The 16,950-nt window shown below is 36.2% G+C and carries 15 protein-coding genes and 1 pseudogene; 14 read left to right on the top strand and 2 right to left on the bottom strand.

What is annotated here, in order from left to right:
• Positions 1 to 104: 104 nt before the first annotated feature.
• Positions 105 to 685, top strand: a pseudogene (locus NQZ71_RS21725) (sigma-70 family RNA polymerase sigma factor).
• Entirely contained in the window at positions 675 to 1,358 is a 684-nt protein-coding gene (locus NQZ71_RS21720; RefSeq protein ID WP_275008975.1) for a DUF3600 domain-containing protein, read from the top strand. Before NQZ71_RS21725 ends, NQZ71_RS21720 begins: the two are co-directional and overlap by 11 nt.
• Positions 1,359 to 1,674: 316 nt before the next feature.
• Here NQZ71_RS21720 and NQZ71_RS21715 read toward each other — a convergent pair whose 3' ends face one another.
• Positions 1,675 to 2,367, bottom strand: a complete 693-nt coding sequence (locus NQZ71_RS21715; protein ID WP_394374157.1) for a DUF554 domain-containing protein — start codon at positions 2,365 to 2,367, stop codon at positions 1,675 to 1,677.
• A 133-nt stretch (positions 2,368 to 2,500) separates the two neighbouring features.
• On the opposite strand from NQZ71_RS21715, the gene NQZ71_RS21710 reads away from it, so the two are divergent.
• Both NQZ71_RS21710 and NQZ71_RS21705 read left to right on the top strand, forming a co-directional pair.
• Entirely contained in the window at positions 2,501 to 3,373 is an 873-nt protein-coding gene (locus NQZ71_RS21710) for a LysR family transcriptional regulator (RefSeq protein WP_144454313.1), read from the top strand.
• A gap of 250 nt (positions 3,374 to 3,623) precedes the next feature.
• On the top strand, positions 3,624 to 4,808 hold the full coding sequence (locus NQZ71_RS21705) for a hypothetical protein (protein ID WP_317012407.1): 1,185 nt from the start codon (positions 3,624 to 3,626) through the stop codon (positions 4,806 to 4,808).
• A 495-nt stretch (positions 4,809 to 5,303) separates the two neighbouring features.
• On the opposite strand, the gene NQZ71_RS21700 is transcribed toward NQZ71_RS21705, so the two are convergent.
• Complete coding sequence (locus NQZ71_RS21700; protein WP_275008980.1) at positions 5,304 to 5,972, bottom strand: O-methyltransferase; 669 nt, start codon at positions 5,970 to 5,972, stop codon at positions 5,304 to 5,306.
• Between the two features lie 108 nt (positions 5,973 to 6,080).
• On the opposite strand from NQZ71_RS21700, the gene NQZ71_RS21695 reads away from it, so the two are divergent.
• From NQZ71_RS21695 to NQZ71_RS21650, 10 genes are all read left to right on the top strand, one after another.
• A complete protein-coding gene (locus NQZ71_RS21695; RefSeq protein ID WP_317012406.1) occupies positions 6,081 to 6,989 on the top strand; it encodes a LysR family transcriptional regulator in 909 nt (302 codons plus the stop codon).
• 351 nt (positions 6,990 to 7,340) lie between these two features.
• The gene (locus NQZ71_RS21690; RefSeq protein ID WP_185763607.1) at positions 7,341 to 7,664 is read left to right on the top strand and encodes a hypothetical protein; all 324 of its coding nucleotides are present in this window, start codon (positions 7,341 to 7,343) and stop codon (positions 7,662 to 7,664) included.
• Positions 7,665 to 8,161: 497 nt separating this feature from the next.
• Positions 8,162 to 8,821, top strand: a complete 660-nt coding sequence (locus NQZ71_RS21685) for a suppressor of fused domain protein (RefSeq protein ID WP_144454326.1) — start codon at positions 8,162 to 8,164, stop codon at positions 8,819 to 8,821.
• 175 nt (positions 8,822 to 8,996) lie between these two features.
• Positions 8,997 to 9,911, top strand: coding sequence for a DoxX-like family protein (locus NQZ71_RS21680; RefSeq protein WP_317012405.1), 915 nt, complete (start codon positions 8,997 to 8,999; stop codon positions 9,909 to 9,911).
• A 1-nt stretch (position 9,912) separates the two neighbouring features.
• On the top strand, positions 9,913 to 10,524 hold the full coding sequence (locus NQZ71_RS21675; RefSeq protein ID WP_275008982.1) for a DUF4166 domain-containing protein: 612 nt from the start codon (positions 9,913 to 9,915) through the stop codon (positions 10,522 to 10,524).
• Entirely contained in the window at positions 10,493 to 12,073 is a 1,581-nt protein-coding gene (locus NQZ71_RS21670) for a YndJ family protein (RefSeq protein WP_317012404.1), read from the top strand. The genes NQZ71_RS21675 and NQZ71_RS21670 overlap by 32 nt, the downstream gene beginning before the upstream one ends.
• Before the next feature lie 162 nt (positions 12,074 to 12,235).
• A complete protein-coding gene (locus NQZ71_RS21665) occupies positions 12,236 to 13,420 on the top strand; it encodes a YhgE/Pip domain-containing protein (protein ID WP_317012403.1) in 1,185 nt (394 codons plus the stop codon).
• Positions 13,421 to 13,465: 45 nt separating this feature from the next.
• The gene (locus NQZ71_RS21660; protein ID WP_144454330.1) at positions 13,466 to 14,008 is read left to right on the top strand and encodes a PadR family transcriptional regulator; all 543 of its coding nucleotides are present in this window, start codon (positions 13,466 to 13,468) and stop codon (positions 14,006 to 14,008) included.
• A gap of 156 nt (positions 14,009 to 14,164) precedes the next feature.
• A complete protein-coding gene (locus tag NQZ71_RS21655) occupies positions 14,165 to 15,190 on the top strand; it encodes a LacI family DNA-binding transcriptional regulator (RefSeq protein ID WP_394374153.1) in 1,026 nt (341 codons plus the stop codon).
• Positions 15,191 to 15,712: 522 nt separating this feature from the next.
• Positions 15,713 to 16,915 carry an MFS transporter gene (locus tag NQZ71_RS21650; protein WP_275008986.1) on the top strand — a complete coding sequence of 401 codons (1,203 nt, stop codon included), beginning with the start codon at positions 15,713 to 15,715 and terminating at the stop codon, positions 16,913 to 16,915.
• The last annotated feature ends 35 nt before the right edge of the window (positions 16,916 to 16,950 follow it).

Raw genomic sequence — 16,950 nt, 5'->3', positions numbered from 1 at the left:
TCTTGAGCCAATGCATAATAGGCTCTTTTTTATTATAAAAAAATCGAACGAAATTTGAAATTGCTACCAATATATAGTGTAAGACATAAAGGAGGTGAATAAGGTTGAGTGTTGATAATGAATTTATTAAATTAATTAACCTTATTGGAGTTGGAGACAAAGAGGCATGCGGGGAACTTTACGAAAAAACAATCCAAGATGTATTTAAAACAGTTCACTTTTTAGTGGAGGAAAAAACAGATGTAGATGATTTGGTACAAGACATTTACATACAGGTGTTTAAGTCTATAAAAAAATTCGATGTTGAACGGAAGTTTAAGCCTTGGTTAATGGGAATTGTGTTAAAACAAATTAAAGCTTATCGAAGAAAAAAGTGGATGATCATTAGAACTGTTAAGAAGGTTGAGGAATTTAAAGAGGAAAAAGAATTAGATTTCTCAACCGAAGTTATTGAAAAAATAACAATAAACAGCTAGTCAAATTAGTGGATGAATTACCATATAAACTGAAACAGGTAGTTATTCTTCGTTATTTAAACGATTATACCCAAGATGAGATTTCAGCGATTTTGGAGGTTCCTATTGGAACAGTTAAGTCAAGAATAAATGCAGCTTTAACAAAATTACGTACAAAAGGAAAAAATAAAAAAATTCTTGAAGAAGTGAGGAAGGTTTATGAATATTGAGACTAAACTTAGGGAGTCCTTACAAGAGATTGGAAAAGAAATTACTCCTCCGCCAGGACTAAGAATGAATGTTATGACTAGTATCCATCTCGGAAAGTCAAAAACGAAAAAAAGAATTATCACAGGTGTTTTAGCTGCTTCATTGCTAATACCGACAGGGGCATTTGCCACGAAATCTCTCATAGCTGATGGACTATACGGCTCTTTTGATAATTTGAAAAAGCATATTACAAGTGCAACAATGGAAGGCTACCTCAGGTTGGATGCAAAAATTGCCCAAGCACAAGGCCAGATTGAACCAGCAGAATATAAAGAGTTTATCGGACTTGTAAAAATAATGACTGATGCTAAGCTTGAATTTGGTGACAAATATGGAGGGATTAACTATGCTGCACTCTCACAAGAAAAACAAACAGAGCTTGCAAAAGTTTATTTAGAAATACAGCCATACTATGATCAATTAAATGGTCTGGAATCTAGTAAGGAGTTGTTAACTGAAGAGGAATACAAGCATTATATTAAATCTCTTATGATTTATGAAGAAATCATTTCAAAGAGTCAGATAAATCCGGACCATTATATAGAAACAAAGGAAATACCAACGGATTTGCAAGGTCCATTTGAAGAAGCAAGGGCATTTATTGACTATGTAAATGAAAAACAAATGGAGTAAAAGAACTAGTTAAAGGAGGATTTCAGTCCCTTATTGCAGAAATAGTTGCTATTATTAAAACATTCTACTAAATGCAGGTGATAAAATGCTGCCAACTAAAAGTATTCTAGCCACTTGGGGGAAGTTTAACTACTTTCCTATGGAGACGTTAACTCCATTCCTCTAAGTTTTCTAATCAGTGTATTAAAACTAAAAAAACACAAAAAAGCCGAACTATTTAATCATTGATTAAGCAGTTCGGTTTTTATACAGATTCACTTACTTATGTCCCAGCCTCTTTATGATATTAAGTTATAATCGTACTAATAAATAAAACTTAAAATAAATGCATTATCGAAACGACAACAATAGCAACTACTAACGCAGGTAGAAGGTTAGCTATTTTAATTTTTGTAATTCCAACTAAATTTAACCCAATAGCAATAATCATAATACCGCCAGTTGCTGACATCTCTATAACAAACTGATCCATTAAAGCATCTGGAACCAATCGAACAATTTGGGTAGCGAAAATCGCTATTAACCCTTCATATAAAATGACGGGAATTGCAGAGAATAACACGCCGATACCCAATGTGGTCGTTAAGATAATTGCAATGAATCCGTCAATAACGGCTTTCGTGTATAGCACATCATTATTTCCTCGAATACCACTATCTAAGGCACCAATTATGCCCATTGCCCCAACTACGAAAATCAATGTACCAGTTATAAATCCTTGTGATATGCTTCCTTGTTTATTTGAGCCGACATGTTTCTCTAACCAATCCCCTAGCTTGGTAATTTTATCTTCTAAGGAAAGTAACTCACCAATAACTGCTCCTATAGCAAGACTTAAAATCACGATAAGAAAATTTTCCGTTTTAAGTCCCATTTGCATTCCCAAAACGACAATGGCTAAGCCCATTATTTTCATAACAGTGTCCTTCATGCTTTCTGGAATACGACGAAGTAGACTCCCTAATAATGTACCAACGCTTACACCGATTGCATTTGCTAAAGCCCCCATTAAAATCACTGTAGTTCACCGACTCTTTCCATATTGTTGTGTTTTCTTGTATTATAGGGGTAAATTATATATAAATAAAATCAAAGTTTTAGATAGTAAGCATGAATGAAATCGATAGATAGGAATGATAGGGATGAGCCTGGCAAGATATGAAGTTTTTAACACAGTTGTAGAATTGGGAAGCTTAACAAAAGCGGCAGAAGCATTAAATATAACGCAGTCTGCGGTTAGTTATTCAATCGCAAACCTTGAGGCGGAATTTGGATTTCCACTATTAATAAGAAGTCGGTCTGGAATTACTTTAACAAGTAATGGGCAAAGAATGTTAAAGTCTGTTCGAACTGTCCTGCATTGGGACGAAAAACTGAAGCAAGAAGCAGCGTCAATCAAGGGACTCGAAGTAGGAACAGTACGTATTGGGGCTTTTACAAGTGTTTGTATTCAATGGCTGCCAAGATTGCTGAAAAACTTTAAACAAGAACATCCTTTCATTGAGATAAAAATTTTTCAAGGGGGCTACCAGGATGTGGAAGAGTGGATTGTGAACGGTGTTATAGATTTTGGTTTTACAACTTTACCAACAACAGAAAAATTCGAAACAATTCCATTAAAAAAAGATCGGATATTATGTATCCTTCCACAAAAACACCCTCTGAGTAATCTTGATAAGGTACGTATTGATCAATTAGAAAATGAAGCCTTTATTACTCTAAAATCGGGTTATAACCACGACATAAAACGCATATTAAAAGATACTGGTGTTACACTCCAAAACAGTTTTGAAATGGCTGATGACCAAGCGATTTTAGCGATGGTGGAAAATGAATTAGGTGTCAGCATTATGCCTGAACTAGTCCTGCAAAGCATGCCATACAAAGTGACAGCACTTCGTCTTGAGCCAGAGCAGCATCGAATTATTGGTATTGCGGCATTATCACTAAAAGAAATCGCTCCAGCTTCGCAAAGATTTATCGAATTTATCAAAAACTTGTTAGAGTCAAAGTAAACCTAAAATATATGAAGTTAAGGAGTAATCAAGGCTTCTTCGCATGCTTTTTTTATTTGCAAATAGGAAGTAATCTTTTTCATACAAAGGCTGATTTTGAATATATGAATAGGGTTCACCATTTTTAATGTAAATTTTGTTACAATAATTTGTAAAGATTGTAACATTCGTAATATAAATGACAAAAAACACCGTGAATGTGTTAAAGTGACATTGAAAGTTATAATACACAGAAGGCAGGGAGGAAGCGTTGAAAAAGAAGCTGGTCATCATTATCACAACAGTATTAATCGTAATACTGGCGCTATTGGTATTATGGAAGCTAGAAGTGTTTAAGATCAATGATTCATCAGAAGCAGTTAAAGAGGAAATTGTAGAAGAGGATGTACTTTCGATACTTTTAAATTTAAAATATCCTCAGCTTGGAGATAACATCCAAGAAGCACAATCTCTATATGGAGAGCCAACGTCTGAAGGTGATGGACAAAAGGCCTTCCAGCTCTCAGGAAAAGTGAAAAATGAGATAGCTCTATACTATGATCAAGCTAATGCAATTACCTCCCTTAAATTCAACGTAGCCGGAGATAAAGAAAAAATTCATAGCTTAGCTGAAAAATTACTTCCACCTGTGTTTACTCTCGTTAAAGGTAATGCAGAACAAGCAGATAGTCAAAACAGCTATTATTACCGTTTGGCAGACGGATTTGCAGAAATCCTGATTCACGAAGCTAATGATTCAAGCGCTGGAAATAATACGGACTATACGATTGAAGTTACGTATTTAACAGAAACTGAGTTCAATAGCGCAACAAACCAGGAAGATAAAGAGGCAGAGGAAGAAGAAACATCGCAAGGCAATCAAGAAACACAGGAAAATAATGAGTCTCAAGAAGCAATCACCACACCAAAACCAACAGAATCATCTGATTCTGAAGAGGTTAAAGAAACAGAACCATCTCCAACGAAGAACACTGGAGAATTTGATGCAGCTTCAGCTCAAATAAACAATCAGAAAGTCAAGGTTCCAGACTTTTTAGTGAATGCCAAAAAAGGAATTGTTCAAGGTATAGATGTACCTCTTAAGTCAACAGTTGGCGCGATGATGGAAAGCCATGGCCAACCTGATTGGGTAGTAGCGGTAGAAGGTGGATATCAGCTAATGTATAAAAACTACCACATCGGATTTGGAACACCCCATGAGTACGTTCAAGATCCAAAAACACCAATTTCATCCTATTACTTACCAATTAACCTATCAGAAAAGGAAGTAATCCAATCATTAGGAGAACCAATTGCTAAAGAATATAGTGAACAAGATGGAAGCTATCTTCTATATTACGATTTAGGAAATTACAAATTATACTTCTATAAGAATACAGACGACCCGGCAGAAACGTATAAATCAGTAAAATTAATCGCAAGCTTGAATGCATGAGGATATTTCTCATGCTTTTCTTTATGGATTTTGAGCGCTTCTTACGCCAATTGCCCCTTAACATGGAGGTTATTTGGAGTGAATAATTGTTTAGTGTTAGAATAATATTTTCCTAGACAGAAACCTCTGATTTAAGTATAGGAAAAAATAGGACTATTGAAAGTATTTATTATTGTTTAGTTTAGAGCTTGTCAGGAGACATAATCAATTGTTTTTCCAGCCGTACTAAGGAAAAGGGGAATAAAGGACAATTGTCTTTCTAAATCATACAATATATAATTAAATATGTTTACACGTTATTAATCTATAAATCTAGAAAGAAGTTTTTACATTGAAAAACCTGTTTGTTTTCCTTTCGGTTCTATTTATTATTTTCTCCAATGGCGACCATCCAAAGGGAGGATATAAGGAAGAACGAAAGCCTCGCTCTAAAGAGGAAACAATTCAATCATGAGAGAAAGGGAAGAGCAAGTTTTTGCTCCTCCCTTTCTTTTTTTATTGAACAATTGTTAGCACAAATCCGTCATATCCCTTTTCGCCAACTGTTTGGATACCGACTGAATCGGCCCGTTCATCTTTTGTAAGGATGTCAATGAATTTCCTGATTCCGAGCACTTTTTCATCACAGGTGTTCTTATTTATGACTTCGCCATCCCGGACAACATTATCAGAAACAATCACCGCACCTTTTGCGGCCAATTGAAGTGCCCATTTAATATAATGGGGATTATTTGGCTTATCTGCATCAATGAAGATAAAGTCAAAATTGGAGAATCCTTGTTCCTGTAATGTAGGCAAGGTGGTTAATGCAGGTCCTTCTATTATTGTAACTTTATCCCCTAGTTTAGCTGAGTTTATATTTGCTTGAGCTGTTTTTGCATGAATGGGGTCTACCTCTAATGTGACTATTTTTCCGTCCTCGGGGAGGGTGCGAGCGAGCCATATGGTGCTGTAGCCGCCAAGTGTGCCTATCTCTAATATGTTTTTTGCTCCTTTTAGCTGTGCAAGCATTGCGAGGAATTTTCCTTGTGTTGGAGTAACATCAATATCGGGTAAGCCATTCTTTTGATTATTGTCTCTTACATATTGCAAATCTTTGCTTTCTGGCTGAAGCTGTGCCGTAAAATAGTGGTCAACTGAATTCCAAGTTTTATCGTTTTTCATGATAACCAACTCCTTTTGGATTATATATTCATTGTAAGTTATAATTTTATATAAATAAAATATATGTTTTTTATATTTATATAAATTAAAGTTATAAGGAGGAGTTGAATGAACCTTCATGGACTTCGATTGTTTCATCATGTAGCAAGTTTGGGGAGCTTTACTAAAGCTGCGGAAATTCTGCTGATAAGTCAGCCTGCTGTATCGAGCCAAATAAAGCAATTTGAAAAAGAACTGGGAATCGCCTTGTTTAAAAAGAATGGCAAAAGGTTTACTTTAACACCGTTTGGAGAAGCATTGGCGCAAAAAGCGGAGTTGTTTTTTGCTCATGAAGCACAACTAGAACAGTTTGTACAAGATTATAAAACAGCGAAAAAGGGGCGGCTTCATATTACTGCTACCTTTCTTCCTGCGAACTTTCTTATCCCGCAATGGGCAGCAGCCTTTAAAGCAGCCAATGAGGATGTTGAGATAAGCATTACAACGAGAAATTCAACGGATGCCTTTCGTGAATTGATTCATTATAAAGCCGATATGGCCATGTATGCAGGCGGACTGGAAGAGCAGATGGAGGAAATAGAGTGGAGACAGCTTTTTCAGGATGAGATATGGTTTGTCGTTTCCCCTCAGCATAGGCTTGCGAACAGTACCGTATCACTTGAGGATGTTATGAAAGAGCCTTTTATCATGAGAGAAGCAGGCAGTTCCACAAGAGAAAGGCTGCTCTCCTTATGTCACACACATCAGGTGAAACCACCAAAGATTGCTTTGCAGTTTACCGGTTTAAATGAGGCCGTCCGTTCTGTTATGACAGGTTATGGCGTCAACTTCGTGTCCTCGTTAGTTGTTAAGGAGTATGTGAAAACAGGACAGCTTGCAAGGGTTTTTGTTGATATAGCGCCAGTGAAGAATATTATTGCCATTTGTACAAGGAAGGGCGAAAATCTTCCACCAGTAGTTAAGGAATTTATTCGTTTATGTATGGAAAGCAGTAAACACAATAATGCAGGAGAATAGATGTAGGTAGGAAGAGGCGCGAAGAAAGCCTCAATTTATAATAGGGACAAGCAGTAGTGAATAGGCAGGGAATAGTGCTGGCAATACTATAACCAAAGCTAATAACCCCTCCAAATAACAAATCCCAATAATATTTGCAGCACTCCTAAAAAGCCTAATAATGTTTAAATAGAATAGGAATATTTTCGCCAATTACTTAATATATTTAATTCTGATAAGGTTATTATTTATTTTTTCCTTTTTGTGGTATTGAAAGGGGGGATGTGCTGCCGAAAAAAAATAAGCTTTGCCCGAGTCGTCTATCGGAAGATTATAAGGACATTCTTCGTTATCACGGAGGTGAGAGTAAAAATGAAGAAAGTACTTCTGTTCATTTCAAATTTTCTCTATGGTGGTTTTGTATTAACCGCCTTGTTCGAAAATTTCAAACGGATCCGCGACGGTTTTGCCAGTGGGACTGTATCATTCTCCAAAACGCCAATTTTGGAGATGGTTCAATTCTTGATGGACGACTGGGCTTATAAGTGGGTTGCAATCTGGGCTGTTGTTGGGCTTATCCTTTATCTTCTGCACGCCAATGCAGAACGGAAGAAAAAAGCCGAAGCCGCAGATAAGGAACGCTTATTTCGATGGTTAGACGAATACCGAAATAAACAAAATAAAAAAAGCAAATAGTAGATTATTTCTTTAACGCACATTCGCGCCAACGAATGTGCTTTGCTTTTTATATAGTATGACGCACTTTATAAAAAATGACTGATTAAAGTCAATAAGTGCAAGCATGAATAAAGCTTGTCTTAAGTAAAGCATAACTTATTGAAAGTGCTGTAGACAAGTGATATTGTCAGCTTTCCCAAAGGATTTGCAGGATATTCACCAACAAAACGAACTTGAAAAATAATAAAATCTGTGAAAATATGAAAAAATAAATTTTTTATAATTATTTTCTTATCCATAATTTGGTTGGTAATGATAAAATGATACATACAGTATAGACAAAATGTGAATAGGTAGATACTTGGATATTCTGTATCGGTAAATAAGCTGAGTTAATGTATATTTCGATGGTGTGAATTTTTCATGTTAACAGGTTGGGAATCCATAGATAACGTGGATAAAGTAAGTAGCAATTAGGAAAGCATAGAATAATAGATTGTTTGGAGGAAACGAATGTGAATAAACAGGAGTATAAAAAGCAGGCAGCAGAACAAGAGGATTGGGCACCAGGCTGGGATGCCATTGATGATGTTTTTGCGGGACTTTATGCAGAGCAAGAGCCGGCTCATTTCGCAACAGACCTCCATGCAAGAGCGATATTCGGAGGCGACCAATATTTAGATGGCTATAGTATTTATCAGTCAGCAAATGGGTATAAGCATATTCTGACATATGGAATGACTGAGCTTTACTCTGAAGAAGAAGCCTTTGGTGGCGAGTGGAGCAAATGGGGCTATGAGATGACCATTAAATTAAAGGAAGAATCTTATGATGACTGTATGTGGGCGCTTGACATGTTGTCTAATTTGGCTAGCTATACCTTTACACAAAAGCGATTTTTAGAACCACTCCAATATATTGCAGGAAATGGCACTTCCATACATATCGGGGCAGAATCGCAAATCACGGCATTATTGGTTGTTAATGATACGGAAGCGGCTGGTGTTGACACAGTTCACGGCAGGGTCGATTTTCTTCAGTTAGTAGGAATTACGGAAAGGGAATTGGAGTTAATAAAAGAAGATCATACAAAAGCGAATGAGCTTGTGGGAAAAATGAAGCAAGACAATCCTTATTTGGTAACAGATATGAAGAGGAGCTACTCTTATCTCTAATTTATGCCGTTTTCAGCTGTCAGGAGGACAGCTTTTTTAACTGAAAAAAGGAAAAAAAAGCAAGATTTACTAGATATCAGATGGAAAGCGGATATAATGCTAGTATGAATAAGTTTGTTGAAGAAGTGTTATTTCACTACTTGTGAAAACTATCACAAGATATAGAGGTCGATTAATGAAAAACAAGCCAATTTATGTAGAAACCCTCATTAAAGCAAATATAGAAGAGGTGTGGGAAAGGACGCAAACACCAGAGCTGCATGAGCAATGGGATATAAGATTTTCTTCTATTTCCTACTTACCGAAAAAGACAGAAGCAGAGCCACAGTCCTTTCGATATGAAAGAAAACTTTGCTTTGGCTTAAAGGTAACAGGCTGGGGAAAAAGTGTTGGTACACATAATAAGCAGGATGGGACCAAAACCTCTTCACTTCATTTTGGGACAGAGCAAGTAATTTCACCAATTAAGGAAGGAAGGGGTTATTGGCAATATATCCCGGCTGAAGAAGGAACAATATTTCTCACGCAATATGACTATGATTTACATAATAAAGGGGTGTTTGGTCAGTTTATTGATATTTTCTTTCGTCCGCTCATCGGCTGGGGAACAGCATTAAGCTTTGATGTATTAAAAAGATGGCTTGAGAAAGGTGAATTGCCAGGATGGCAGTATTTACGCTATTGCTGTAATATACTTATTTCTTTGCTGTTTTGCTTTGTTTGGGTATATCAAGGGTTTGTCCCTAAAATACTGGCACATCATCCTTTAGAAATATCCATGCTATCGAGCTTAACATCTTTAACTGGGACTAAAGCTGAGGCAGCAGTAGCCATTATTGGCATTGCTGAAATTGTATTTGGCGTCGTTTGGCTTTTATACCGTAACAAGAGGCAGCTATATATATTGCAGTTAATTGTTTTTCCTGTATTAACATTGTCAGCAGTGATTGCAGAGCCGTCCATTTGGACACATCCTTTTAGTCCTGTCCCATTTAATATGAGTCTGTGGATTCTTTCTGTAGTAGGATTTGTACTTGCAAAAGATGTCCCAACTGCGACTAACTCTATAAGAAAGAAAAGGATCAGGTGAGATGATGATATATAAAGAAATACTTGGTGATGACTTCAATAAGCTTCATCCAAAGCTGCAGGAACGCTATTCAATCACAATGGATCGGCCATTTCACGGAAAGGGAATAATGCTTCATATTAACAACGGAAAAAGATGGTTAAAGCCCTTTTTGAAATTAGCTGTTCACTGGAAGTTTCTGTTTCCTGAAGAAGGCAGCAATATTCCTTTTACAATAAGAAATACATCTAAGCAGCTTGCGAATGGTGAACAAGAAATATATTGGGAACGCAGTTTCCATTTTCACAAAGTTACAAGACATTTTAATGCTTTTATGACAATCGATCCAGAACGCAGGATTGTCAAAGATTATTTAGGAGAACCGAATTTGTTTTATTCTGATTTAACCTTTCTGGTTGCATCGAGTGGAGAATTGCATATCCAATCTGGAGCACAGCGCATCCTCCTTGGAAAATGGGAGGTTCCTATCCCGCGTTTATTAGAAGGTAAAGTAACGGTTAAGGAGGGCTATGATGACGTAAATGGACTATACACTATTCACGTGGATATCAGAAACCCGATGTTAGGAAGGTTGATGGCTTATGAAGGCAGGTTCAAGCAAGAGAATAGATAACTTTACGATGATATGTGGACTGGTATTATTTCTGGCAAGCTGGTTTTATACAACAGAGCTTCATTTCATGTTATTAACGGCTGCACAACTGATTCTTGTTCCAATGACACTCCATTTAGTAATGGAAATAAACAAGAAACAGGTGTTTATTATTGGCGCAGGTCAAGTGTCTGTATTTTTATTGCATGTTATCACTATTCATACAGGACAAATATTATTATCTATAATTTATCTATTGTTTACACTGTATGTGGCATTATGGGGCCTTGGCCGATTTTTTAGGCGTGGCTTTGTCAACTGGGCGGAGATATCTATTGATATCGGTATGATGTATTTATTTATGGGAGGAATTTGGTTTTTTATTCATATTAATGGGATAAATACAGGTTTCAGTCCAATGCTTAATTGGCTGACAGCGATACACTTTCATTATTCTGCCTTCTTATTGCCAATATCAATTGGTTTCTTTGGTCGTATTCATAAGTCAGCTCTTTACAATATCATTGTGCCAATCATTTTAGCTGCACCAATGCTTGTTGCGATAGGCATAACATTTTGGCCACTTCTCGAATTTATTGCAGTTATTTTTTATATCTTTGCGATTTATAGCTTAATATATCTTGCACTTAAGACAAAATTTGCCTATTTCCTGCAAGGGCTGTTTATTCGTTTATCATTTAGTGCCCTTGGTATCACAATCCTGTTCTCTCTCGTCTATTCAATTGGACGTGCCTACGGAAAATGGTATGTAACATTAGACTTTATGCTGTTATTTCATGGGTTAGGTAACTGTATATTCTTCGGGCTAATAGGTGTACTTGGATGGTCACTTTATCTGCCTGAATCGAAGCAGGCTGTCTGGAGCTTTCCCGTCAGTAGGATAAGAGGGAGATTAACTACAGATAATAGCTATAAATCAGGGCTAGTTGATGATCTTAGTGAATTTGTTGACATTAATGAATTACCTAAAACAATCATAAATTTCTATGAGCAAACGAATAAATATCGTTTATTTGCAACAACATATTGGGCAGCTTGGTTTAAACCACTGCTTATTATATATAAACCCGTCGGTATTTGGCTTAATCAATTGAATCTGCCAGCTTCAAAGAAACGGGTGGAAATGCACGGGCAAATTCTTGGGGTCAATCCAGTGCTTGATGGCCGAAAAAGCCCTCGAGCTTGGGTGCGAGATGTGAATGGAAGTACCGTTTTCACGGCCATTTATTCTAGTCATGAAAATAATGGCACAACATATATGAATATCGCCTTACCGCTTCCTTTTTCTACAATGATCGGAATCCTGCATCTTGAAAAGAGAAATAAATCTCTTGTGCTGTCTAGTCGAGGAGATGGGGATCAGGGTATATACCTGGCAACAGGGAAACTGCTATTTAAGCTGCCATTATCTGAAGACTTTTTGATTGAGGAAAAACAAGCTGGAGAACTTACCGCTATACATAAAATGAAGCTATTTGGCCTTCCTTTTCTGCGGATTAACTATCATATAATAGAAAAAAACATACCTAAACGTAAACTTCATATTTGAACTATTCCAGAGGCTAAAAGAAACTTTTAGCCTCTTTTTATTGATGGACTGAAGAGAATTTATTAGTTGACAGGACATAAATTATAAAATAAAATAGTGAAATACTTTATAAAAAGTACTTTAATTTGAGTACTTTAATTTTATTAAGGGGATGTAAAAAACATGAAGTTTAAACAGTTCTTAAAAACAAGAGGTGCAATTGCTGCCATCTTTATGGGGATTTTTTATGCTATTGCTATGCTCGGCATCTTCTTGCCAGGTTACTCTGCAATTCCAGGAAATGTAGATAAATTTCCAATTGCCTTTGTCAACGATGATAAAGGGGAATATGGTGCACAGATTGCGAGTCAGTTAGAGGAGAACTTGCCTTTTAAAAATATCCAAACAGACCTGTCCAACAGCCAAGCGTTAAAAGATTTAGATAAAAACGATTTAGCGTTAGTTGTTCATATTCCAGAAACATTCTCTGCAGATATGCAAAAAGGAGAGGTTTCATCAAGTATTGATTTCACCATTAATGAAGCAGGTGCAACTACTGTTTCCTCAACAATGAATTCAGTTGTCACACAAATAAACAATCAACTGAGTACACAGTTCTCCCAGCAAACAGCACAAGGTGTGTTAATGAACTTTAATGTGCCCGAAGATCAAGCTGCAGAATTAGCGAAAAAAATTGAGACAGCCTACACAGGAAATGTCGTATCCATTAATGAAATTCCAGATGGCATGAATAATAATATGCTGCCGATGTTTTTAACAATGGCAGGTTATGTTGGTGCGATGATTGGTGCAATGCAACTAGTAGCTGCATTTAAAGCTAGCCGCGGTAAAGCAAGCAAAACAAAACTATTTCTTTATGTACAATCAACAGCATTATTGATTGCCGTAACATCATCTTTGATTGCTTTAGGTATTACTTATTTAGTGAACCAGCCAAGCGGTGAATTATTCTTTGGAATTCTTGGCCAGCAAATTCTGAACTACCTAGTTAGCTTTAACTTTACAGCAATTTTGCTTTTCTTAGTGGGAGAAGGCGGCATGATATTGAACCTGCCAATTCTTTTATTCCAAACATTAGCGAATGGTGCAACAATTCCAAGAGATATGATGTACTTGCCATATGAATGGATGAGTCATATTTCACCAATGTATTACTCTGTTCAAGCTTACTTTGCAAACATGTATGGAGGCATCAGCCCAAGTCCATATATTTGGTCAATGGTCGCAATTGGTGCTGCTGCGATGTTGATTAATATCGTCATCGTTACATTTGTTCACAAGCATGTGCCAGTGGAAGACCAAGAAGCAGAGGTAAATGTTAAGAATGGTGCTGAAATTACTGCTTAATTTTGCTAGAATAAGGATAATTCTCTGTGAAGGAGTACAATCGTTATGTCCACTCAAATTCAAATCTTCATCTTAAGCAGGCTGATGGAGGAAAATAATTATCCTTATAAAATTAAAAAACAGCTTTCAGAGCCAATTCCACTTGATCAGCTTGTTGGTTTAACAGAAAGCAAGCTTTACTATCACTTTGATTCACTAGTAAAGCAAGGTTTGATCGAAATTGTTGAAATAATAAAAGAAGAACACAGACCAGATAAACAAGTATTTGGCATTACTGAAAAAGGAAGGCAAGAATTGCCGAAGAAAATATATAAGCTGTTTGAGAATGCTGATGCTATCACAGATATGCTCGTAGGTTTATCTAACTTGGATTATGTTGACCGCAACAAAATCATAGATATACTTGAAAAAAAGCTGGAAAGCTTTACTGCACGGTGGGAGCAAGTGAAGACATTTGATAAAGTGGAGTTTTACCCAGATAAGGAAAAGCTGATTAATTTTATAAGCGGGTATTATTCAACAAGAACTGACCATACAATACGTTGGATGGAAGAGCTAATCAACAGATTGAAAAATGAGGAAATATAAGGAGACAAGCCGGAATTAGATTTCGGCTTGTTTTTTTGTCGAGGTGGAAAATGATGTAAAAATGCTGATTGAAGTTTAAAATAGTCAAATTGATACAACAAATGACGCAAATGTTGGATAATCGATTATAATAGTAGATAACTTAAAAAGAATAAGATGGTGATTTTTTTGAAACAAAAAAAACGGAGGATTACGCTTCAAGATGTTGCTAAGCATGCCGGTGTTTCGACTTCGACGGCTTCTTTAGTTATTCGCAATCATCCCCGGATTTCAGATGCAACGAAGAAAAAGGTATTAAATTCCATTGAAGAGCTGGGATATGTATACGACCGAGTTGCGGCTAAATTAAGGTCACAAAGCTCAAAAATTATTGGAGTCATTGTGACGGATATCTCCAATAAATTTATCTCGGAGTTTTTAATAGGTGTTCAACAAACACTTGAGAAAATGGATTATACCGTATTATTGGGAACAACTTTCGATTCTGTCTCGAAACAGGAGCGATTAATTTCAACGATGGTCGAGCATAGAGTTGACGGATTGATTATAAATGCTGCTTCAAAAACCAATAAAAGTACAATAAGTCAATTGAATCACCTTGAACTGCCTGTCGTGCTCGCAAACAGAGAAGTGGAGCATGTGAATTGTGATTATGTAGGAATTGATTACATAAAAGGTACTTACCTTGCTGTAAGTCATTTGTTAAAAAAAGGACATACAAGAATTGCCTTTCTTGGCGGCATAAAGATGTCCTCTACATGGAAGGACCGTATGAAGGGATTTCAAGAAGCCCATGATAATGCTGAAGTATCGGTGGATAAATCACTTGTTATTGATGGCTTGCCAACAAGTGAAGGTGGTGTTCAAACAGTTTTGGAGGTGCTTAAAAACCCCAATCCTCCAACAGCTATTTTTTGTTTCAGTGATCTTGTGGCATTTGGTGTTCTGCAAGGTTTAAGCATGCAGGGAATAATACCTGGACAAGACATAGATATTGTAGGCTTTGACAATATTCCTGAAGCAGAAATATATCATCCGCCATTAACAACGGTCTCGTCTTTCCCAAGAACGATAGGTATTAAGGCAGCGACGATTTTGTATAATAAATTGGACCAAGATGACTCCATCCAACAAAGAATCATCTTAAATCCAGAGCTAGTAATAAGAGAAACCTCAACATAATTTAAAGCTGGAGATAATAAAGCGAAAATCTTCATATAAAGATTTTTTTTATGCTTTGTTATCTTCTATCTCCCCGTCTAATGCATGTTTTCCCCATTTTGTCAGTTTATCATCTTGTTAATATGAAATTTAATTCTTGACTCTAAGTAAATTTAGGATTATTATAGGTACGTAAAGTAACCGAGGTTACTAAAAATAACTAATTTATTTTGGATAGATTCTTCATTATCTATAATTAAATATTTTTAGTAGAACGATGTACTAAAAAGTTTAACTTAATAGATGGGGAGATATATTTTTTTAGAATTTAGTAGAACGATATACTGAAGGAAAGGTGTTGATTAGTTATATTATTATGAGAGAAGGTTGTATATCCTATGATTTTTTAGTAGAACGATGTACTAAATTGGATAAAAATCTAAAAATAAGTCAGCTTGTAAAACCTTGGTTTGTGCATAAAAACAAGTTGAAAACAAATAGTAATGGTGTTAGCGTTTAAGCCTTGAAAATTAGGAGCATTCCATGAAACATAAATATTTAAACATGGCGCTAGGTTTATATATGAGTTATTTCTTGCTAGGAATGATTAATATTATCTTAGCTTCAAATATGAGTTTTTTATCTGAGCAACTGAATGTAGAAAAAACCGATATTAGCTTATTGATTTCTGTCGTAGGGGTAGGGCACTTACTATCAATTAATATTGCAGGACGATTTTCTGATCGTTACGGCAGAAAACCATTAGTTGTGGCAGCAACCATACTGTATATGGTTTTCTTAATCGGAATTCCGCTGACATCACATTACCAAATTGCAATGGGATTGGCATTTATTGCAGGTATCTGTAATTCCTTACTCGATTCAGGGACATACCCTGCACTTAATGAAGCATTTGATGAAGCTTCTGGAACAGCAACAGTACTTTTAAAGGCCTTTATATCCTTTGGTGCATCCTTGCTTCCAATGATGATTAATTTTTTTGTTGTAGAAAAACTATTTTATGGACTAGTATTTTTTGTTCCAGCATTGCTGTTTCTATTCAATGGGTTGTTTTTAATGAAGGTCAGCTTTCCAAAGTTTAAGGAAGAAAAGGCATCACAAGACGTCATCATTTCAGAGACTGCAGCTTCGACTGGACCGAAGCTTTGGAGAGAAGGTGCTGCCCTTATATTATTAGGCTTTAGCTCTGTCTCCTTATTTACGGTCGTACAAACTTGGCTGCCAACATATGGACAAGAGGTTCTTCATTTAGACAAGCTGAAATCAATTGGATTGCTTAGCTTTTACAGTACAGGCGGGCTTATCTCGATTTTATTGCTGGCAGTCTTATTAAAAAGAACGATAAAACCAATAACGGCCATAGTGATCCTGCCAGCTTTTGCGTTCCTTGCATTATTGCTGTTAATCATTAATGATAATCCGACGTTGCTTCCTATTATTTCCTTTTGTCTTGGGTTATTTATGTCAGGGATATTTCAATTAACCGTTACTGTCATGATAGAACTGTTTCCTCATAAAAAGGGAGTAAGTGTTTCGTATGTAAGTGCGGCTGCCAGTATCGCTTTTATTGTAATCCCTTTCATTACAGGACTGTTTATCAAGTATATCGGCGTTTCCTCCGTATTTATGCTAGACCTGGTTATTGCCTTTATAAGCACGATTCTTGCTTTGTTTATATCAGTAACTCAAAGGAATAAGCGAAGCGATTTAATTTTAAAGAAATAATTACTTATCAGAAAATAAGCTTTTGTATTTAGGAG

Origin of the sequence: Niallia taxi, from assembly GCF_032818155.1 — a bacterium.
GTDB classification, from domain to species: domain Bacteria; phylum Bacillota; class Bacilli; order Bacillales; family Cytobacillaceae; genus Niallia; species Niallia taxi_A.
Note: the sequence above shows the minus strand (reverse complement) of the source record. Positions and strands in the feature narration are given on the sequence as shown.